This is a genomic window from Arthrobacter sp. D3-16 (genome assembly GCF_054408515.1).
This window is the reverse complement of sequence record NZ_CP096437.1, coordinates 670,220-689,928: the sequence shown is the minus strand read 5'-3', so window position 1 is coordinate 689,928 and position 19,709 is coordinate 670,220. Positions and strand designations below refer to the sequence as shown.

18 protein-coding genes, 1 tRNA gene, 1 other RNA gene and 2 pseudogenes are annotated in these 19,709 nt (G+C 65.1%); 12 read left to right on the top strand and 10 right to left on the bottom strand.

Going from position 1 to position 19,709, the window contains the following annotated elements; all coding sequences use genetic code 11:
- Positions 1-18 precede the first annotated feature (18 nt).
- Entirely contained in the window at positions 19-669 is a 651-nt protein-coding gene (locus tag M1D32_RS03400; protein ID WP_458780945.1) for a TetR/AcrR family transcriptional regulator, read from the top strand.
- Between the two features lie 91 nt (positions 670-760).
- On the opposite strand, the gene M1D32_RS03395 is transcribed toward M1D32_RS03400, so the two are convergent.
- A complete protein-coding gene (locus M1D32_RS03395; RefSeq protein ID WP_458780944.1) occupies positions 761-1,438 on the bottom strand; it encodes a LytR C-terminal domain-containing protein in 678 nt (225 codons plus the stop codon).
- Positions 1,431-1,730, bottom strand: coding sequence for a type II toxin-antitoxin system VapB family antitoxin (locus M1D32_RS03390; RefSeq protein WP_256249629.1), 300 nt, complete (start codon positions 1,728-1,730; stop codon positions 1,431-1,433). The genes M1D32_RS03395 and M1D32_RS03390 overlap by 8 nt, the downstream gene beginning before the upstream one ends.
- A gap of 162 nt (positions 1,731-1,892) precedes the next feature.
- On the opposite strand from M1D32_RS03390, the gene M1D32_RS03385 reads away from it, so the two are divergent.
- Positions 1,893-2,822: a hypothetical protein gene (locus tag M1D32_RS03385; protein WP_458780943.1), complete on the top strand. Its 930-nt coding sequence runs from the start codon at positions 1,893-1,895 to the stop codon at positions 2,820-2,822.
- Positions 2,823-2,882: 60 nt separating this feature from the next.
- A complete protein-coding gene (locus tag M1D32_RS03380; protein ID WP_458780942.1) occupies positions 2,883-4,520 on the top strand; it encodes a stealth family protein in 1,638 nt (545 codons plus the stop codon).
- Positions 4,521-4,572: 52 nt separating this feature from the next.
- Here the strand turns inward: M1D32_RS03380 and M1D32_RS03375 are convergent, their stop codons facing one another.
- Complete coding sequence (locus M1D32_RS03375) at positions 4,573-5,502, bottom strand: phosphodiesterase (protein ID WP_458780941.1); 930 nt, start codon at positions 5,500-5,502, stop codon at positions 4,573-4,575.
- Between the two features lie 163 nt (positions 5,503-5,665).
- The gene (locus M1D32_RS03370) at positions 5,666-6,187 is read right to left on the bottom strand and encodes a glutathione peroxidase (RefSeq protein ID WP_458780940.1); all 522 of its coding nucleotides are present in this window, start codon (positions 6,185-6,187) and stop codon (positions 5,666-5,668) included.
- 77 nt (positions 6,188-6,264) lie between these two features.
- Here M1D32_RS03370 and M1D32_RS03365 point away from each other — a divergent pair, with 77 nt between their 5' ends.
- Complete coding sequence (locus tag M1D32_RS03365; RefSeq protein ID WP_458782271.1) at positions 6,265-6,894, top strand: hypothetical protein; 630 nt, start codon at positions 6,265-6,267, stop codon at positions 6,892-6,894.
- 200 nt (positions 6,895-7,094) lie between these two features.
- Here the strand turns inward: M1D32_RS03365 and M1D32_RS03360 are convergent.
- Positions 7,095-7,400, bottom strand: a pseudogene (locus M1D32_RS03360) (M23 family metallopeptidase); the annotation flags it as partial.
- 579 nt (positions 7,401-7,979) lie between these two features.
- Here M1D32_RS03360 and M1D32_RS03355 point away from each other — a divergent pair.
- The gene (locus M1D32_RS03355; RefSeq protein ID WP_458780939.1) at positions 7,980-8,921 is read left to right on the top strand and encodes an oxygenase MpaB family protein; all 942 of its coding nucleotides are present in this window, start codon (positions 7,980-7,982) and stop codon (positions 8,919-8,921) included.
- A gap of 47 nt (positions 8,922-8,968) precedes the next feature.
- Here M1D32_RS03355 and M1D32_RS03350 read toward each other — a convergent pair.
- Positions 8,969-9,053 (bottom strand) — tRNA-Ser (locus M1D32_RS03350).
- 327 nt (positions 9,054-9,380) lie between these two features.
- On the opposite strand from M1D32_RS03350, the pseudogene M1D32_RS03345 reads away from it, so the two are divergent.
- From M1D32_RS03345 to M1D32_RS03325, 5 genes and pseudogenes are all read left to right on the top strand, one after another.
- Positions 9,381-9,730, top strand: a pseudogene (locus M1D32_RS03345) (hypothetical protein).
- Positions 9,731-9,748: 18 nt separating this feature from the next.
- An RNA gene (ffs, locus tag M1D32_RS03340) (signal recognition particle sRNA small type) lies at positions 9,749-9,845 on the top strand.
- Positions 9,846-9,866: 21 nt separating this feature from the next.
- The gene (locus M1D32_RS03335; RefSeq protein WP_458780938.1) at positions 9,867-13,280 is read left to right on the top strand and encodes a DNA polymerase III subunit gamma and tau; all 3,414 of its coding nucleotides are present in this window, start codon (positions 9,867-9,869) and stop codon (positions 13,278-13,280) included.
- Between the two features lie 35 nt (positions 13,281-13,315).
- Positions 13,316-13,915, top strand: a complete 600-nt coding sequence (gene recR / locus M1D32_RS03330) for a recombination mediator RecR (protein WP_458780937.1) — start codon at positions 13,316-13,318, stop codon at positions 13,913-13,915.
- 14 nt (positions 13,916-13,929) lie between these two features.
- The gene (locus tag M1D32_RS03325; RefSeq protein ID WP_458780936.1) at positions 13,930-14,529 is read left to right on the top strand and encodes a GNAT family N-acetyltransferase; all 600 of its coding nucleotides are present in this window, start codon (positions 13,930-13,932) and stop codon (positions 14,527-14,529) included.
- A 176-nt stretch (positions 14,530-14,705) separates the two neighbouring features.
- Here M1D32_RS03325 and M1D32_RS03320 read toward each other — a convergent pair whose 3' ends face one another.
- Both M1D32_RS03320 and M1D32_RS03315 read right to left on the bottom strand, forming a co-directional pair.
- The gene (locus tag M1D32_RS03320) at positions 14,706-15,839 is read right to left on the bottom strand and encodes an ABC transporter permease (protein ID WP_458780935.1); all 1,134 of its coding nucleotides are present in this window, start codon (positions 15,837-15,839) and stop codon (positions 14,706-14,708) included.
- Positions 15,836-16,801, bottom strand: a complete 966-nt coding sequence (locus tag M1D32_RS03315) for an ABC transporter ATP-binding protein (RefSeq protein WP_458780934.1) — start codon at positions 16,799-16,801, stop codon at positions 15,836-15,838. The genes M1D32_RS03320 and M1D32_RS03315 overlap by 4 nt, the downstream gene beginning before the upstream one ends.
- Before the next feature lie 242 nt (positions 16,802-17,043).
- On the opposite strand from M1D32_RS03315, the gene M1D32_RS03310 reads away from it, so the two are divergent.
- Complete coding sequence (locus tag M1D32_RS03310; protein WP_458780933.1) at positions 17,044-18,402, top strand: aspartate kinase; 1,359 nt, start codon at positions 17,044-17,046, stop codon at positions 18,400-18,402.
- Positions 18,403-18,509: 107 nt separating this feature from the next.
- On the opposite strand, the gene M1D32_RS03305 is transcribed toward M1D32_RS03310, so the two are convergent.
- Both M1D32_RS03305 and M1D32_RS03300 read right to left on the bottom strand, forming a co-directional pair.
- The gene (locus M1D32_RS03305; protein ID WP_458780932.1) at positions 18,510-18,725 is read right to left on the bottom strand and encodes a hypothetical protein; all 216 of its coding nucleotides are present in this window, start codon (positions 18,723-18,725) and stop codon (positions 18,510-18,512) included.
- 125 nt (positions 18,726-18,850) lie between these two features.
- On the bottom strand, positions 18,851-19,093 hold the full coding sequence (locus tag M1D32_RS03300; RefSeq protein ID WP_458780931.1) for a hypothetical protein: 243 nt from the start codon (positions 19,091-19,093) through the stop codon (positions 18,851-18,853).
- Between the two features lie 111 nt (positions 19,094-19,204).
- Here M1D32_RS03300 and M1D32_RS03295 point away from each other — a divergent pair, with 111 nt between their 5' ends.
- Positions 19,205-19,675: a MarR family winged helix-turn-helix transcriptional regulator gene (locus M1D32_RS03295; RefSeq protein ID WP_458782090.1), complete on the top strand. Its 471-nt coding sequence runs from the start codon at positions 19,205-19,207 to the stop codon at positions 19,673-19,675.
- The last annotated feature ends 34 nt before the right edge of the window (positions 19,676-19,709 follow it).

Genomic DNA, 19,709 nt, shown 5'->3' with positions numbered 1-19,709 from the left:
TCGCGGTAAAGTGTCTACATGCCTAGGATTTCAGCGGCCAGCAACGCCGAGCAGCGCGCGGAAACGCAACGCCGCATCCTCACTGCCTTTGGCGAGCTCCTTTTTTCCCACGGCCTTCCCGGGCTGACCATGACGGACGTAGCCCGGCACGCAGGGGTGGGCCGCACAGCCGTCTACAACTACTACGCGGACATCGAAGAGCTCCTCATCTCCTACGCACTAGAGGAGACCGAGAAGTTCCTCTCCGAGCTCCGCGAAGCACTCGGCCGCCTGGACAACCCGGTGGAACGGCTCGCACTTTACGTGCGCGCCCAGGTGGTGGACCTCAGCCGGCGCCACCTGCCGCCCGGCCCGGCAATGGGAGCGGTCCTGTCGCCGTCGTCCTTCGCCAAACTCGCCGATCACGTGGGCGAGCTGAGTGTCCTCCTCCAGGGCATCCTGCGAGACGGGATGGAGCAGGGCTACCTGCCGGCGGCGGACATCGGCCAGCAGGCACAGTTGATCCTCGGCACGCTCTCCTCCAGCGCGGCCAGGGGCAGTGACGAGCCCGCGGAGCTGGAAGCCAGGGTGGCCAGGACGGTGCGCTTTATCCAGTTGGGTGCCGGGGCGAGGTTCGACGACGCCGGCCGCCCCGTCCGCCTGGCCGCGCTTCCCGCCGTGGCCGGCTGAGCCTGCCACTTGTCGTTCACCTCGGATCGGTAAACAACCCGCTCAGGCCGGTCAAACAACCCGCGCTGATGGAACAGCTGCGGCTTCAGCGTCAGGGCGCGGGCGCCGCTGACGGGACGACTGGCCGCTTGTCGTCATCCGCGATCCGTCGGCTTTCGCGGGGGCAGCTAAGGGTGCCCGGCGTCTGGTCAACGAGCTCCGGCGGGGCCAGCGCAGCGTAGTCCTGGGCCAGGATCACGTCCACGCTGCCATCTGTCCTGCCGTCCTGGAAGTACTCCGAACCCGGCAGGTTGCGCTGGACGCTGAACGCCGCTGACTGGCCGGCAGCCCCGGACACCACGGCGGCGACGCCCCGGTAGCTGGCCTCCACATTGGACACCGCTCCCACAACGAACTTCCGGGTCAGGAACTCGTCCGCCACCGACCTTGCCAGTCCCGGCCTGCTGGTGGAGTTGTAGACGTTGAGGTTGATCTTGTCGTTGGGGGTGTAGTCAAAGGTTGCCGCAGGGCAGGTGGTGGAAACCGTCTCCTCGGCTGGTTCGGCGGCGGGGATCGTCAGGCGGCCGTTGATGATGGCCAGCGCGGTGATAATCGCCGCGATGATCAGTCCGATGAGAACCACCAGGACCACCGCATGCAGCGCTCGGCGCCGCACCCTCGCCGTGTCGTCGGCGTCGCGGTCCGATTCGAACGCGGACCGCAACTCAGGGCCCGTGACGACGTGGTGGCCGTGGAGGACGCTGGCGTCCTGCTGCTTCTTCCTAGCCATCTATCACCAGTACGCGGGCATGGATCGCCGTGCGTTGGTGCAGGGCGGTCCGGACGGCGCGGTGCAGACCGTCCTCCAGGTAAAGGGTTCCCTGGTACTGCACCACGTGCGGGAAAAGGTCGCCGAAGAAGGTGGAATCTTCGGCCAGGAGTGCCTCCAGGTCCAAGGTGCGCTTGGTGGTCACCAGCTCGTCCAGCCTCACCGGGCGCGGGGGCAGTGAAGCCCATTCCTTGGGAGTGTTGTAACCATGGTCAGGGTAAGGGCGGCCCTCGCCCACAGCTTTGAATATCACCATGCCACCCTAGGCATCCGATGGTCCCAGCGAAAGTATCCAGCACGCCGTGGGGAAGGTTGTAGCCAAACAGTGACCAAGTGTCACACGCGCGGGCCTTGCCGGGGACTGCACCGTGACTTCGCCGTGCTGGCATAACGGTGCTGCTGACAGAATGGAGCCATGACAGCATCCGAGTTCCTTGCCGCCTCCACGTTGGGCGCACGCCACCCCGCCACGCCTCCCCTCGCGCTGCTGCTTGATGTGGACGGTCCGATTGCAAGCCCCGTTTCCCGTGATGTGAAACAGGACATCATCCAGGATCTCGTGGCGCTGGCTTCTGCCGGCATCCCCGTCATATTCAACACCGGACGCTCTGATGCCTTCATCCGCGAACAGGTCATGGCACCGATGATCGCGGCCGGCATTCCGGCCGGGACCGTCATCCACGCCATCTGCGAAAAGGGCGCTGTCTGGTTCAGCTACACCTCCGCCGGCCCCGGCCCCATCCATGTGGACCGCGAGCTGGCGGTTCCCGCGGCCTATGGGGACGACGTCAGGCGGCTGGTGGCCGAGGACTACGCGGCGCACATGTTCTTTGATGAAACAAAGCGGGCAATGGTGTCCGTGGAACAGCACATCGAGGTGGCCAACGCCGATTACCTGGCCGAGCAGAAACTCTTCGACGCCGATGCCATGAGCCTTATGGCCCGGCATGGGCTGGGGGTGGTCAGGCTGGACCACCATGCGCCCAACTCCGACGACGAAGTGGACTACCGCGTGGACCCCACCATCATTTCCACGGACATCGAGTCAGTGCGGCTGGGTAAGGATCTCGGAGCCAGCCGGGCAGTGGAACTGCTCGCCGCCCAGGGCATCACGCCGCAGGCCTGGCGGACCGTGGGCGATTCGCGCACCGACTACGCCATGGCAGACTGGCTCCACCACAACGACCACACGGTGAAGCATGTGGATGTCCGTCCCGCCGATGGCGTTCCGGACAAGCCGTACGCTGTCCTGACTGCAGCAGATCTGGGACTGGAAGCCTCCGTCATCCATGACGACGCCGGCGGCGCTTTCCTGCGCAGCTGGCTGGAAGAGCTCGGTGCCTAACCCCGTTCCGTACCCCGGGCAGTTCAGTCCGAAACCTGTTGTTTCCACCGCGCGGCTATCATGCAGGTAGACACGCTTACTTTGACGAGCACGGAGACGACAATTACAGAAGCACCGGTACAGGACGAGGTTTACTACGGCAGCCAGGCATCCGTAGAAGAACAATTTCATGCAGAGGTCACATCTGCCGCGGCGGAGCAGCGTCTCAGGCACCGCCCGGACGTGATCAGGCACAAGGGCCGCTACGCCCTGATCAACTACAACAGGACGCCCTACCAGGCCATGGTGGAGGACCTGCTGTTTGTGCGCAACGTGTTGGTGAATGCAGGGCTCTCGTACCTGCTGGTGCGCGGCAACAACGACCGGCCCGTGATCGCCCTTGACTGGAAGGACCGCAAGAAGCTTCGCGCGGCCCTGGTGGAGGCATGCCGGGACGAGCCGGTGTATTCCATGACAGTGGATGCAAAAAAGAAGACCTCCGTACTGGTGGCTGACGGGGAGCTCTCCTCGAACCGGCAGGCGCGGATCTTCCGCCTGTACCGTCCCCGGGTTGAGCCCGTCGGCGGCTTCGAGTTCGGCGCCTCGGCCGGAGTGCAGATCGAACTGTGGTCCTTTGAAGGGGAGGAACTGATCCTTCCAATCGAAAACTCCCTGACGCGCCGGACCATGCTGCGGCAGGACGCCGTGCGCGGCACCGTGGAGCGGTACGGCCACACCTGGCCAACCATCGAGAACATGTTCGCCGACCACGCGAGCGACATCAGCTTCGACGTCGACCTGGTGTTCTCCTGGGTGGACGGCAGCTCCCCTGAGTACATCGCAGCCCGGCGTGCCCAGCAGAAGGACGTGGTCCTGGGCGAAGGCGACGACCACGAAGCCCGCTTCCGCCAGATCAACGAGCTCAAATACGCGCTGCGGTCCGTCTACATGTTCGCGCCGTGGATCCGGCGGATCTTCATCGCCACGGACTCCCCCGCCCCCGCCTGGCTCGCTGACCACCCCGCAGTCACCATCGTGCGCAGCGAAGAATTTTTCTCCGATCCTTCCGTGCTGCCCACCCACAACTCGCAGGCGGTAGAGTGCCAGCTGCACAACATCGACGGCCTGTCCGAGCACTTCCTGTACTCGAACGATGACATGTTCTTTGGCCGGCCGGTCAGCCCGGACCTGTTCTTCACTCCCGGCGGCATCACCAAATTCATTGAGGCCGAAACCCGGATCGGCCTGGGCGAAAACGCGGCGGAACGCAGTGGCTTCGAGAATGCTGCGCGCGTCAACCGGAAACTGCTGTGGAACCGGTTTGGGCGAATCACTACCCGCCACCTCGAGCACACTGCGGCACCGCTGCGGCGCAGCGTGGTGGCACGAATGGAGCGCGAGTTTCCGGAAGAGTTCCAGAAGACGGCGGCCAGCCGGTTCCGCGCGGCGGACAACATCTCCGTCACCAACTCGTTCTACCACTACTACGCCCTGCTGACGGGCCGTGCCGTCACCCAGACAGCGGCCAAGGTCCGCTACGTGGATACGACCATGCGGACCGGGCTGAACTACCTGCCCAAGCTGCTGTCAAAGCGCAACATGGACTTCTTCTGCCTGAACGACGGCAGCTTTCCCGAGGTGCCTGCCGACGAGCGCGCGGAACTCGTTACGGACTTCCTGGAAAAGTACTTCCCCATCAAGGCACCCTGGGAAAAGTAGCCCAACGGAGGCAAGGTCCGTGCCGCCCTGCCGCACGGACCGTGTTGCACGCCTACCTCGCTGTCGGTAAGCCCGCCCTGGGGCTGCTCCGCTGCTTGGTGGTTTCAGGAATACGGATGCCTGCGGCCTCCAGCCGGCGGGCCGTCTCTTCCGGCGGGACGTACTCGCCCACCGTCGCCGAACTGCCCAGCGGCACCACCGAGTGCACGATCGTGTGCTCGTAAACGTGCACCAGGTTGAAGGACTGCCCGGCATCGTGCCCGCGGGTGCCCCCCGCGGGCACGTTCAGGTCCTGGGTGTAACAGCTGGCCGAGGCGACGGAGACGGGAACCCCGGCAAAGCTCGCTGTGGTGGAGTAATGCAGGTGGCCGGCCAGGATGGTCCGGACGTCCGAGTTGCGGACCACCGCGGCAAGGGATGCCTGGTCCCGCAGCTCAACCAGCACCGAAAGGTCAAGCACGGAAGGGACGGGCGGGTGGTGGAGCGCCAGGATGGTGCCGTCCGGAGCCGGTGTCTCCAGCTCCGAGGCAAGCCACTCCAGCTGCGAGCCGCTGAGTTCGCCGTGGTGAAAGCCCGGCACGGACGTGTCAAGGGTGATGACGCGCAGCCCGTTGATGAAGTAGCTGTGGTCTACGGGTGCGTCACTGCCGGGCTGGTCCAGCAGGCCCTTCCGGAAGTTCGCCCGGTTGTCGTGGTTTCCCATGGCCCAGATGACTTCTGCATCCAGCTCCCGGCACGCCGGCTCCACGATAGCGCGTAGTTTCACATACGCTTCCGGATCGCCCTTGTCTGCAAGGTCACCGGTAAAAATCACAGCCTCCGGCCGCGCCCCGGACGCCTTGACCTCTTCGAAGAGTTGGATGAGCCGCGCTTCACTGTCGACGACGCCGTAGAGGGGGTCCGGACCTCCCATCAAGTGGGGATCGCTCAGGTGGAGTAGGAAGTGGCGTGGCCGGGGATGCTCGGCCTCGATGTGCTCCATTGCTACCTCTGTGGTCGGTGGGAAACGGCGCTTCCCTTGTACCCTTCAGTAAGGTTTATCCAATCAGACATTTGGCAAACTTTGGGTAAATCGCCGCAGCCCATGTGGAAAAAAATCGAAGAACTGCGCATCCCCAGGATTAATTCGGCACAAGCGCAGGGTTTCAGCCCAGGAGTTTTTCGACGGCGTCGATGACCTCGGCCGAGTCCGGCTCCACCGTCGGAGCGAACCGGGCCACCGCGTCACCCTCCCGGCTGACCAGGAACTTCTCGAAGTTCCACTTGACCAGCCCCGGCAGCAGCCCCGTCCTGAATTTGGTCAGCTCCGCGTAGAGAGGATGCTGTTCCTTGCCGCGGACGTCCGCCTTGGTGGTCAAGGGAAACGTGACGCCGAAATTGCGTTGGCAGAACTCTGCGATTTCGCTGTCACCGCCAGGCTCCTGCCCCGCGAACTGGTTGCAGGGGACGCCGAGGATTTCGAACCCGCGGTCGCGGAACTTTTCGTAGAGCGCCTCAAGTCCCGCGTACTGCGGGGTGAAGCCGCAATTGGAGGCAACGTTGACCACCATCACCACTTTCCCTGTGAACCTGCCAAAGTCAGTTTCTGTGCCGTCATTCAGGGTCAGCGGGATCGGGTACAGGGGTGCCACAGGCTTCGTCCTCAGGTAGTTGTTCACGTGCGTCATTCGTTGCCGATGAACCACCGTACTGGTCGGGGGTTGGGTTTTCCTGAGTTGGCTCCGCGGGGCACCGCTCCGGCTCCGTGGGAGTTGGCGAAGGCGCGGTGCCGGCCGGCGGTGACGGTTCAGCCGTCGGGGTTGGCTCCGTAGGCGACGGCGAAGGTTCCGTCGGGGAGGCCGACGGCGAAGGTTCCGTCGGGGAGACCGACGGCGAAGGTTCCGTCGGGGAGACCGACGGCGAAGGTTCCGTCGGGGAGACCGACGGCGAAGGTTCCGTCGGAGAGACCGACGGCGATGCGCCGGTTGTCGGGTTTGGCTCCGTAGGGGACGGGGAGGGGGTCGCAGGAGCCGGCGTGGGCGTCGGTGCCGGCGTTGTTGCACTTGAAGTGGGTGTCGGCGTCGTCCCGTTCGGTGCTGGTGTGGTCACCGGGCTAGTGCCACCCGGCGTCGGCGATGGGGACGGTTCAGTAGGTGTCGGCGTTGCGTTCGGCGCAGGAGGTGTCGGCGTACCCGTAGTCCCACTGGGTGTCGGGGACGTCGCAGGCGGCGTCGCAGAGGGCGCACCAGGCGGAGGTGCAGGAGACCGTGGTGTTGCAGCCGGGGCCGGTGCGGCGGGTGCTGCACTGGGCGCTGCTGCCCTGGTTGCCGGGGGCAATGCCCAAGGTGAAAGGGCCGGCGTCGCAGGTGTCTTGGGCAAGAATCCTGCCGCATGAGGCTCGTCGTGATCGTGGCCCAATGGCAGTGCCCAACTGATCGCTCCCTGGGTGGGAGACCCGAATCCCGGCAGGTAGCTCCGCATCTCTGCCGTTCCGCTGCCGTCAAGGGGCCGGGTGGGCACCAGTCCCCACTTGAGCGGGCTGGTGTGGCGGCCGTCCAGGATTGTTTCGAAATGGAGGTGGCATCCCGTTGACCACCCGGTGGTGCCAACCCTGGCGATCACTTGGCCGGCGCGGACCGGATCTCCGGTACGCACAGCAATTGCGTCCAAGTGGTTGTAGGTGGTGATAAGGCCGTTGCCGTGGTCGATTTCCACCCTGTTGCCGCCTCCCCACGGGTGCCATCCTGAAGCGCGTATCACTCCCGAATCCGCGGCGTACACTTTCGTTCCGCAAGCGGCCGCATAGTCCTGGCCAAGGTGGAAGTCTCCGGCGGCCCCAGTCAGCGGGCTGATCCTAAGACCGAAGGGTGAGCTGGCATAAAGCTGCTCAAGCGGTGCCATCAGGAATCCGGCGGGTGGCCTGCCAAATCCTGCCGCATTCACCGCCAGCGCCGAGGAGTCCTCCCCTTGGTAGCTGCCAATCACCGCGTGGGGAAACGGGACAACGGCCTGTGGATCGCCCAGGATCGCGCCCTGCAGCATGCCGGCGCCAACCGTGTCCGAAGCCGTCCGGTCGGCATGGACTTTGCCGGATGTCGCTGTCCCCGCCGCTGTGGCTGCAGCCCCGGCACCGTCACTGGATCCGACGGCGGTGGCAGACGCCCCCCACTCCCCCGCCGTGCCGGAAAGGTTCAGCGCCCAAATGGACAGGGCAGCAGCACCAGTGGCCGTCAGTGCGCGCACAAGGGAAACATACGGACGGCGTGCGTCTCTGTGCTTACCCGGTTTCCGATGATTCCCCAAAATCTGTCTCCGTTACATAATCAACCGCACGCATCCTGACGGTATCTCCCATGGGACCACAGTGCCTTTCGTCTGTGAACCCCGTCCCATCGTGCCGGTCATTACTTGAGAAAACCTTGCAGTTTCGTCCGCGCCATCCGGCTCCCCTGCACTCCGTTTTCTGGGCAACAATGATATATGCGGAGTTTCCTTAGGAAATGGCAGGACGAACTTAGGAAAACCTTTACGGGCAGGGCTGATGAGGTGCCCGACTGGGTGCCGAAGCTGGCTGAAGGCGGCGATCCCGGTTACCACCTTCCCGGTTCCGCAGTGTGGGCCGTGCACGGCTCCATGTCCCCGATTGTTGCCGGCATCCGCACGCTGCTGATGCAGTCCCTCCACCCCGGGGCGCTGGCGGGAGTGCACGAGCACTCGAACTTCCGTGAGGATCCCCTTGCCCGCCTGGCTGCCACTATCCGTTGGATTTTCACTGTTACGTACGGCTCGCGGGCTGCGGCCGAGGAGGCCTCGCGGCGGGTGCGGCGCCTGCACGGGCCGGTACAAGGCAGCTTCATGGACAATCAGGGAACGGTGCGCGACTACAGCGCCAACGATCCGGAACTGGCCAGCTGGATCCACATCGCCTTCACCGATGCCTTCCTCACAGCACACCAGTTGTGGGGCGGCCCCATCCCTGGCGGCCCCGATGCGTACGTTCGTGAATGGGCCCAGGCCGGCCGGCTGATGGGCGTCCAGGACCCGCCGCTTACCGAGGCGGACATGCGCGCTCAACTGGACCGGTGGTACCTCAATGGAGAGCTCCGGGTGGACAGCCGGGTAGCAGAAACAGTGGCCTTCATCCGCGATCCTCCGCTGCACCCCATGCTTCGCCCCGGCTATCGCGTCCTGTTTGCGGGAGCGGTGCACAGCCTCGAACCGAAGTACCGCCAGATGCTCGGACTGTCCGCACCACGGCTCGGTCCCTTCCCGCTGCCGGTGAAGCAGGCCACCAAAGTGGTACTCGGCGTCGTTCGCCTTGCCCTGGGACGCCGCGGCCCAAGCGAGCTTGCCGCGAGGCAACGGCTTCGCCGTCTGGGCCTTGCAGAAGCGGAAGGGACGCGCTCGGGAGACCGGCGATAAACGAAAAAACCCGGCCCCGGGACTGCCGGGGCCGGGTTCTTTACCGGCGGAGAATGGGGGATTTGAACCCCCGAGGGCGTTAACCCAACACGCGTTCCAGGCGTGCGCCATAGGCCGCTAGGCGAATTCTCCAGCTGCTTCTGAATCAAAAGCAGATACTAGAGTACCTGAACTTTTCCGCTTCGCCCAATCGGGGCTCCGAAGCCAGCATTGAGGGCTTGCCGGCCTGCTGGGAAGGTGGCCCACAGTGGTGGGTTTAACCCGGAAATGGACGCCCCCAACGCGCCCATTCCGCCTGAACACCGTTGAGCTGCCGGGTCCGGCCCCGTTTAGCCAGGCCTCGCAGCTCACAATCTTGAGATTGCCCCAATCGGTGTACATATCCATAATCGTGGCTGGCAGGGGGATAAGCAATGGATTTTCGCTTCACCCACTGAACTTTGGGGCACGATGGGAGTCATGACAGACCTGCACACCCTGGTGGTTTACGTCCCGGCGAGTCATACACACCAGGTTCTGAAGGCTATCGGCGACGCCGGAGCGGGCGGATCGGCAACTACTCCCACTGTTCCTTTGTGACCTCAGGCACCGGCCGATTCACTCCGCAGGCGGGTGCTGCTCCCTACACCGGAGTTGTGGGCGCATCCGAAGAAGTGGCCGAGGACCGGATTGAGTGCGTGGTTGAAGGGCCGCTGTTGAAGGCCGTGCTGGCCGCCCTGCGGGCCGCCCACCCCTACGAGGAGCCTGCGTTCATGAGCTGGGAGGTTGAGGGCTGGCGCTTGCTGGACCCCGATTCGAGTCGGGCCTGAAGTTCGGGTAAAGTATCTGACGGCCCCTCATGTGGCGTCATCCTGTTGAACTCCCCCAGGACCGGAAGGTAGCAAGGGTAAACGGGCTCTGGCGGGTGCATGGGGGGTCTTTACTATTCCCCCACAGGGCGGCAGAATGTCAGCCCGGATTGGTAGGGTTTTCTCTGTGACAGTCACTACCGCCCTGTACCGCAGATACCGTCCAGACTCCTTCGCTGACGTTATCGGGCAGGAACATGTCACCGAACCGCTGATGACCGCGTTGCGGAAAAACCGGGTCAACCACGCCTACCTATTCTCCGGCCCCAGGGGTTGCGGCAAGACCACGTCGGCGCGCATTCTGGCACGCTGCCTGAACTGCGCCCAAGGCCCCACGGACACCCCCTGCGGCACGTGCCCCAGCTGCGTCGAGCTTGCCCGTGGCGGCTCCGGCTCACTCGACGTCATCGAGATCGACGCCGCGAGCCACGGTGGCGTGGACGACGCACGGGACCTTCGTGAGCGGGCAACGTATGCCCCCGTCCGCGACCGCTACAAGATCTTCATCATTGACGAAGCCCATATGGTCACGTCCGCGGGCTTCAACGCCCTGCTGAAGATCGTTGAAGAACCCCCGGAACATATCAAGTTCATCTTCGCCACCACTGAGCCGGACAAGGTCATCGGCACCATCCGTTCCCGGACGCACCATTACCCCTTCCGCCTGGTGCCGCCGGAGCCGCTCATGGCCTACCTCGAACTTCTCTGCAACCAGGAGAACGTCCCGGTTGCGCCCGGTGTCCTGTCGCTGGTGATCCGCGCCGGCGGCGGCTCCGTCCGCGACTCCCTGTCCGTCCTGGACCAGCTGATGGCAGGCGCCGGGCCCAACGGGCTGGACTACGAACTTGCCGTGGCGCTGCTCGGCTACACCCACGCTTCCTTGCTGGACGATGTTGTCGAGGCGGTGGCTGCCTCGGACGCCGCAACCGTCTTCCGCGCCGTGGACCGGGTCATCCAGACCGGCCATGACCCGCGCCGCTTCGTCGAGGACCTCCTGGAGCGCTTCCGAGACCTCATCATCGTCCAGGCCATGCCCGAAAGCGCCCAGACCATACTTCGCGGCATGCCGGCTGACCAGATCGCGCGCCTGAAGAACCAGGCACACAACCTGGGCGCCGCCGAGTTGTCCCGCGCGGCCGACGTCACCAACACCGCGTTGACCGAAATGACCGGCGCCACCTCCCCGCGGCTGCATCTGGAACTGTTGTGTGCCCGGATCCTCCTGCCCAGTTCGGAGCAGAACGAGCGTGGCATGGCCGCACGGATAGAGCGTGTAGAGCGCCGGCTCAACTATGCAGGGAACGACGTCGCGGCTCCCGCCACCGCAGCCCCCGCTCACCAAGGTGGAACCGCTGGTGAGGCCAGCGCTGCTCACCAGCATGTACCCGCCGGGCAAACGCCGCCCGCGCAGGTGGTTGCGGAGCCGGCTAAGACCGGACCCGCCCTGCCTGAGCCTGCAGCCCCTCAGTCCCCGGCCCAGCCGGTCCGCCAGCAACCTGCAGCCGCAGCGGCCGCTCCGGAACCGGCGCCTGCTTCCCCGCAGGCCTCCGCTCCAGCGGCGGGCCCGGCCGATGGGGACCGTAATGCCCCCTTGACTGCTCCCCGGGTCAGCACCAACGACTGGCCGGTGGAACCCTCTGCAGACTCCCGCCCTTCCCGCGTCGACTCCCGTCCCGGGGTGACACGCCCCGCGGCTGCAGTCCCCGCAGAGGCCCCGGCCGCAGCGGCGCCGACAGCCAGCAACAGGCAGGCTGCTGCTCCGACTGCCCACGCCGCCCCTGTTGCACAGGCAGCCCCGGCTGCTGCGCGGCCCGAAACAGCGCCTGCCGCGTCTGTTCCCGCCGCTTCCCCCGCAGCCATGGGCGATGTGGAAGTGTTGCGCCGGGCGTGGCCGGATGTCCTGCAGACCCTTTCCAAGATCAAGCGCAGCACCTGGGCACTCGTTGAACCCAACGCCCAGGTCAGTGCGTTCGACGGCCACATGCTCACCCTTTCGTTCACCACACCCGGACTCGCCGGCGCTTTTGGCCGGGCAGACCATTCGGAGAACCTGCGGCAGGCAATCCACAAGACTGTGGGCATTGACTGCCAGATCAACGCAGTGGCCGGCGGAAGCGCCAGCCGGGCGAGCTCTGAGCCAAACCCAAAAGCACCCGCTAGCCGGCCAGCACCGGCAACGTCAACTGGTCCTGCGACCTCAGCTGATGTTGCCTGGGGACTGGCGCCTGCACCTGCAGCAGCGGATGCACCGGCAACCGCTGCAATGGAGGCACCGGCACCTTCCGCTCCGGCAGGTGCCGTCCACGGGCAGCCAGAAGGCCGAACAGCCCCAGCGAGCGAAGGCTCGGCCGGGAGCAACCACTCGATTCCTGTAGGGCTCCCGGCAGGAGACAAAGTCCAGCCTGCAGCCGGGAACGGCCCGTCCCCGGCTCAGCGCCCGGCAGCCGGTGGCTCTTCCCCAACCCAATCCCCCGCGGTCCCTTCAACAGCTCCTTTGGCGCAAGCTGACTCTTACAGCGGCGCCGCGGGAGACTACTCCTACTCGGACGACGACTGGGGTCCGCCCCGGGATGAAGACGCGCCACCGCTGGAAGAAGAGCCTCCCATGGACTGGGCCCCTTCCGCGCGGTCCGGCAGCCGCTCCGCTCCGGCCCCCGCCCCTGGTGACGTCTCCACCGCAGCGGGTTCACGCCAGCAGGGCACACCATCCGGTACCCAGTCCGGCACCGACCCCACGGCCAAAACTCCAACCGCCATAGCTCCGACGGGCAGCGATCCAGGCGCAGGTGCTTCCGATCCGTGGGCCCGTGCCGTGGAGCAGGCACCGGGTGTCTGGGTTGTTGGGGAAGCAAGCAACGTGGGCAGGAATGCCACAGCCGGATTGCGTGCAAAGGAAGCAGTTGCGGCACCCTCAGCCACACGGTACGAGCCGGCTACCGCCCAGGTTCCGCCCTCCATCCCGGTAACCAACGCGGCCGCTTCCGTGGACGCCGAGTGGGGTTTGGCTCCAGCGGCACATTCGCCCACGACGGCAAGTACCAAGGCGACAATCCCGGAACCAGCTGCCCAGAGCCCCGTTCCGGTTCCCTCGGGCACGGCCGCTCCAGCCACTGCACCCCAGGGTTCCGATCGAGTCCCGGTACGGGAGTACGCCATGGCTTCGGCCGTGGCCGCACCTGCCCGCACTGCCCCTGCGGCTTCCCCGGTTCCCGCCCCTTCCCCGGTACCTGCGGCTTCCCCGGTTCCCGCCGATGCCCCTGCTGCGGCGGCTACCCGGCCAAGCCTCTACCAGCGCCTGTCCAACAGCCCGGAGGCCGAGGCGGGCCGGGCAAAGGCTCCTGCCCGGGCCGTTCCCGCGGCTGCGACCTACGTGCAGGACATTCCCAGCGCCGACGATGAGACCATTGAAGAATCCGGAGTGTTCGGCCGGGCCGCGGTGGAACGTATCCTCGGCGGGAAGCTGATCGAGGAGCGCTCACTCGACGGAAGCCCCGTTACGCCCCGCTACTGATCCAACCACTGTCACCCTAGCTAAAGAGGAAAAACGTGTACGAAGGTGCTGTCCAAGAGCTGATTGACGAGCTCGGACGCCTTCCCGGCGTGGGCCCGAAATCCGCACAGCGGTTGGCGTTCCACATCCTTGAAGCGGACCCCCAGGACATGAAGCGGCTGGTGGAAGCCATCACCTCCGTCAAGGAACGGGTGAAGTTCTGCACCGTCTGCGGCAACGTCACGGAGCAGGACCAATGCAACATCTGCCGTGACCCCCGGCGCGACCCGGCTGTGATCTGCGTGGTGGAAGAATCAAAGGACGTCCTCGCAGTGGAGCGAACCCGCTCGTTCCGGGGCAGGTACCACGTGCTGGGCGGAGCCATCAATCCGATCGCCGGCATCGGCCCGGAGCAGTTGCGGATCCGGGAGCTCCTCACTCGACTGAACGACGGCGCCATCCAGGAGGTCATTATCGCCACGGATCCGAACCTCGAGGGAGAAGCAACAGCCACCTACCTGGCCCGCATGCTGAAGACGATCGGGATCACGGTGACCAGGCTGGCGTCCGGCCTCCCGGTGGGCGGCGACCTCGAATACGCAGACGAGGTCACCTTGGGCCGCGCTTTCGAGGGCCGGCGCAACGCCCTGACCTAAGGATCCGGCGGACCGTGCTTCCGGGAGAGACAGCGCCGCTCGTCACCGAGCGGCTGGTCCTGCGCCTGGTTGATGATTCGGACGAGGCAGCAATCCACACGTACCGGAGCGACCCTTCGGTCTCCCAATACCTTTCGCACGATCCCCTCACCGCAAGGGCCAACAGGGAAAGGTTGACCCAGGTGCTGGCCTTGGGCAAGGCCGCCAACGGAACATGGTTCAACTACAGCTGGGCGATTACCCTCCGGGAATCAGGAAAAGTCATTGGTGACGCGCGCACGTGGAACAGCACCGTCCTGGCGCCCACAGGCCTGCTCGGCCCCGGCAGGCATCCCGCCGGGCACGCTGCGTTGGCCTATATCCTGAATGCCGATTACCACCACCAGGGATACGGCCGTGAGGCTGCGGCGGTGCTGGTCCAGTGGCTCTTCATGCAGCCCGGGATCAGCACGGTCGTCGCAGCAGTCTATGAACCAAACCGTCCCTCCATCCGGCTCCTCCACAACCTGGGGTTCCGGCGGGACCCCGCCCTGGTGACCGACCAGGAGACCGCCGGCAAAGGCTTCCCCTTGCTGATGTTCAGGCTGGACAGTCCGCAGCACTCATCCCGCTGACCGGGCCATGCGCCGGGCAGCGAGTCGCCCGCCGGCCCTCATCCTGCGTTCCTCTCCAGCCACAGCTCAAGCTCCCACATCTGAAAGAACAGGCCCGGTACCGGGCGATCAGGGGTTACCCATCCTGATCCGGCCCGGCCGGGCCTGTGTCCAGAGCGACTCAGGTCAAGATTGGCTCAAGCGATACGCGTACCCCGGGCCAGCCGCTGGGCAGGTGTGCGGAGCGACCGCCAGCCCAGCCACATCAGCAACGCGGCAACGAGGAGCTGCAGAGCGAGTCCCAGCGGCCACATCGGTGTGGACTGCGCCAGGTACCTGGGCTTAACCTCGCCGTTGGCGCACGGAAAGGTACCCTCAGGACCGGCAAGCGCATAGCGCGCTCCCTGGCTGATCCCTTCTATTGCTCCCACTGAGGAGTAGTTGCGCTCCTGTGAGCGGTCTTTGTACGGGATGGCGTCAGCCACCACAACATAGGGATTCATGGCCAGCAACCAGGCCACCCGTTCGCTCCGCATGACCATCTGCTCCTGCAACGGACCTGAGCAGGTGTACTCCGGTTCCACGGGCCCGTTGCTTAGCGGCTCGTACGCGCGGTATTGGGCCTGGTTCGCCATCACCGTGCCCTGGGTAAGTCCTGTGCCCAGGCCAAAGGCGATCAGCGTGCCGACTGCCAGTCCGGCGACTGCCAGGTAGGTCACCACGATGGAGAACAGCGGCCTGCCGGCGAGCGCCGAGATTCCCACACCGATGGCACAGACAACCCCCACCTCAACAGCCAGCATGAGTAGCGCCACCAGCACGTGGCCTGCAGTCATCCCGCCCAGCGCCACCCCGACCACCAGGAACGGGGTGCTGGCCACCAGGAACGCCAGTGCTGCCGCCCATGCTGCGAAAAACTTGCCCCACAGGATCTGGCCTGGCTGAAGCAGCGTCACCTGGAGGATGGCCAGCGTGCCGCCTGTGCGGTCCCCATTCACGGCGTTGGCGGAGAGCGCCGGGGCCACGAGCAATGCAAACAGCAGGACAAAGGCCAGAACCACCTCGAAGATCATGGACCCAGGGCCTGATTCGGGCGGCGGGACCAAGCCCGAAACACTGCGTTGGGCCACCTGTGAGGCATTCCAGCTGGCCCAGGTCAGCCAGGTCACGAGCCCCGTGAGGACAAACCAGATGGCCAGCATGATGTACCAGCCGCGGGACCGCAGCCGCTGCTTAAGCTCCAGGACCACCACGTCCCATACCCCGGGCAGGTAGCCCCCCGTTGTTCGCCGGCTGGCGGTATGCTGCCGGTCTTCTGTCGCGTGGCTCATTGCCGCTCCCCCTCGAGGCTGATGTAGGTCTCTTCAAGGGCCCCTGAAGCGGGGGCAAAGGAATTGACCCCGACGCCGGCCAGCACCAGGTCACGCAGCAGACGCTCGGCGTCGTCGTCGCTTCCCAGCATCAAACTCAGGGACGGGCGCCGTCCGTCGTCACGTCGGAACGCCAGGCCCAGTTCGGTGAGCTTGGCAGCCAGTGCGGCCTCGTCGGAGGCGGTGACTGCGTAACGGCGCCCGGCAGCCGCTGCTTCTTCGATGGTTTGCTGCCGGACCGTACGGCCCTTGTTGACGAATACCGCGCCGTCGGCGATTTCGTCCAGTTCGCTGAGCACGTGGGATGAAACCACCACTGCTTTGCCCTCCGCTGCGAGTTGGCGCAGCATGATCCGCAACTCCACGCGTGAGCCCGGGTCAAGCCCCGACGCAGGCTCGTCAAGGAGGAGGACGGAGGGGTCATGGATCAGTGCCCGGGCCAGGCTGAGCCGCTGCTGCTGCCCGCGGGACAGCACCCGCGCCGGCTGGTCCGCAAGATCGTCGAGCCGAACCCGTTCGAGCATCTCTGCGACCCTCTCCCCGATACCCTTGGCCGGGAGCCGGTAAAAGCGGGCCATCTGGGTGAGAATCTCCCGCGCGGTCAGGGACTCCCACACGCCCAGGGTGTCCGGCATCCAGCCCAACCGGCTGCGCACCTCCGCCCGGTGCCGGTGCGGGTCCAGCCCACCCACGCTGATGCTGCCCTCATCCGGTGCCAACAGTGACGCCAGCATCAGCAGCAGCGTTGTTTTGCCCGCCCCGTTCGGACCGATCAGGGCAGTTACCTTCCCGGCCGGAGCATGGAAGTCCATGCGTTCAACGGCGTGCACGGTGCCGAAGCTGCGGCTCACTGCCCGCGCCGTGATGCCGTCGCCGGGTTCCGGCCCGTCCGCGGCGTCCGGTAATTCAGAAATCATTGCCATGTATTGCGCACCTGTCCCCCACAGTCTTTTATGCATTCAGACAGTTTGAGCGTACGCCTGCGAAGGTTCCCGGCAGGTCCTTCCATGGGCTGAGATTCGGTCACAATTCAACGCCCGGCCGTGCACGGCGATAAACTGGAACCAGAAGTCGCGCCAACCATGGCGTTAGTTCCCAGCGTCAGGGCCAATACAGCGTTACGGCTGTCTGGCCGGACTCCAATTGATCCGATGAAGGTACGCGCATGAGTACGCCCACTACCGAAGTGCACAAGGCCACGCAGCCACAGGAGCTGCCCGTCGGCGGTGCCGTCACCAAACAGCTGATCGTGCAGAAGTTCGGTGGCTCCTCCGTAGCGGATGCAGATGGCATCAAGCGGGTGGCCAAGCGCGTGGTCGACGCCCAGGTGGCAGGCAATGAGGTGGTTGTTGTGGTCTCGGCCATGGGTGACACCACCGACGAACTCCTGGACCTCGCAGGCCAGGTAACAGACTCTGCCCCGGCCCGCGAAATGGACATGCTGCTGTCCGCCGGCGAGCGCATCTCGATGGCGCTCCTGGCCATGGCCATCAATAAACTGGGCGCCTCGGCCCAGTCCTTCACGGGATCCCAGGCCGGCATGATCACGGACGGCATCCACGGCAAAGCCAGGATCATCGACGTCGATCCCCACCGCATCCGCACTGCCCTCGACAAGGGCAACATCGCCATCGTGGCCGGTTTCCAGGGCATGAGCCGCACCACCAACGAGATCACCACCCTGGGCCGCGGAGGTTCGGACACCACGGCCGTAGCGCTGGCAGCGGCCCTGGAAGCCGATGTCTGCGAGATCTACACGGACGTGGATGGCATTTACACGGCCGATCCCCGCGTTGTCCCCTCAGCCCAGAAGATCGACACGATCTCCAGCGAGGAGATGCTGGAACTCGCAGCCTCGGGGGCCAAGATCCTGCACCTTCGCTGCGTGGAGTATGCCCGCAGGTTCGGTGTGCCGCTGCACGTCCGCTCGTCATTCAGCCAGCACGAAGGCACCTGGGTCATCCCCAGCGCCGAAGACAAGATCACCACACAAGAGGGAGTTGCCTTGGAGCAGCCAATCATCTCCGGCGTCGCGCACGACCGTTCCGAAGCCAAGGTCACCGTTGTTGGCGTCCCCGACATCCCCGGCAAGGCGGCAGCCATCTTCCAGGTCATCGCCGATGCCCACTCAAACATCGACATGATCGTGCAGAACGTTTCCACGCACGGCACCGGCCGGACGGATATCTCCTTCACGCTGCCCATCGTGGAAGGCGCCGACGCCCTGACGGCCCTGCACGCAGCCCAGGACCAGATCGGCTTCGAGAGCATCGAATACAACGAACAGATCGGCAAGCTCTCCCTGATCGGCGCCGGCATGCGTTCCCACCCCGGGGTCTCAGCCACATTCTTCAAGGCGCTCTCGGACGCCGGGATCAACATCAACATGATCTCCACCTCGGAGATCCGCATTTCGGTTGTTACCCACGCGGATCTCCTGGATGAAGCCGTTCGCGTCATCCACCGGGCCTTCGAACTGGACAGCGACAACGAAGCCACGGTCTACGGCGGCACCGGCCGCTGACCGGCCCGTCCTGGAACATAAAAAGGCACTGGCGGGGTCCCTACCCCAGCCAGTGCCTTTTTTGTTTTAAGGAAGTGACCAAGGCATTGCGTCCGGCCAGGCTGACGTCAGGCCTCCTTTTCGAGGTCTTCGCGGCGTACGGCGTAGTGGTGGCCAGACGAATCGGTTTCCACCACAAAGTGCGTGAGTTCCTCCTCCGAAGCCTGCTCGAACTCGTCATGCCTGTGCACCACCGGGAGACTGGAGTCCAGGCGGGTGGCCGGCCCAAAAACGAAGCGGAGCCTGTCGGTCAGGTTCATGAACCCGTTGACTACATGTGGCACTGTTTTCCACCCCCTTCCTGCTTTCAGGGGAAAGAACAGCCATCGCAAATACAGCAACTGCTCCTCCCGGAGCCAGTGCCCTTATTTTACGCCCGGGTGCTCGAAAAGGCTCCGCGGTCCAGGCCTCAGCGGAGGGACTTGTCGTCCGGGTTCCTGGGCACCACGTAGGTGCTGCCGTCCGGCCGGGTGATGGTTTCCCATTGCTGGGTTTCAGCTTGGCGCTGGGCCAGGAGCCTGCGGTTTTCCTCTGTCATGTCATGCACAAGGGAGGACCGGTTTGCAGGACCGAAGATGGCACGCAGCTTGCCGGTTGCCCGCATGAAACGCTGCGAGGCGTTGTCCTTGCCCTCCCAGCTGGCTTTACCCATGAACTGGCTCCTTCCAGTGACCGCTTTTCCTATCAACAGTGTACGCTGATAATTAATGCACTAACAATTGGAGGCCCGATGACCACTGCATCCAGCACTTCCACCCCAGCGATGACAGCACCCGCCGTGGGGGACGCCCCCGAGGACAATGACCTGCTGCTGGAGCACCAGCTCTGCTTTGCCCTGACTGTCGCGTCCCGCAGCGTCGTGGGCGCGTACAAGCCCGTGCTGGAGAAGCTGAACCTCACCCACCCGCAATACCTGGTGATGCTGTGTCTCTGGGAATCCAGCCCGCGCACCGTACGGAACATCAGCGATGCCCTGGCCCAGGAGCCGGCCACTATCTCGCCCTTGCTGCGGCGGCTTGAAGCCGCGGGCCTTATTTCCCGACGTCGGGTGGACGGCAACGAGCGCGCCCTCGCCGTGGACCTCACACCCGCAGGAGTGGCCCTTCGGCAGGAGGCGCTCAGGGTTCCGGGGACGATGATGGAGCGCCTGGGCCTGAACCGGAGCCAGGTCAGTGAGCTGCACGCCTCCATGATGGGACTCATTGCAGCCACCTCCCAAGGCCAGCAGGGGTAGCCGGCCCAACACGGCCCCGGCAGTAGAATGGCAT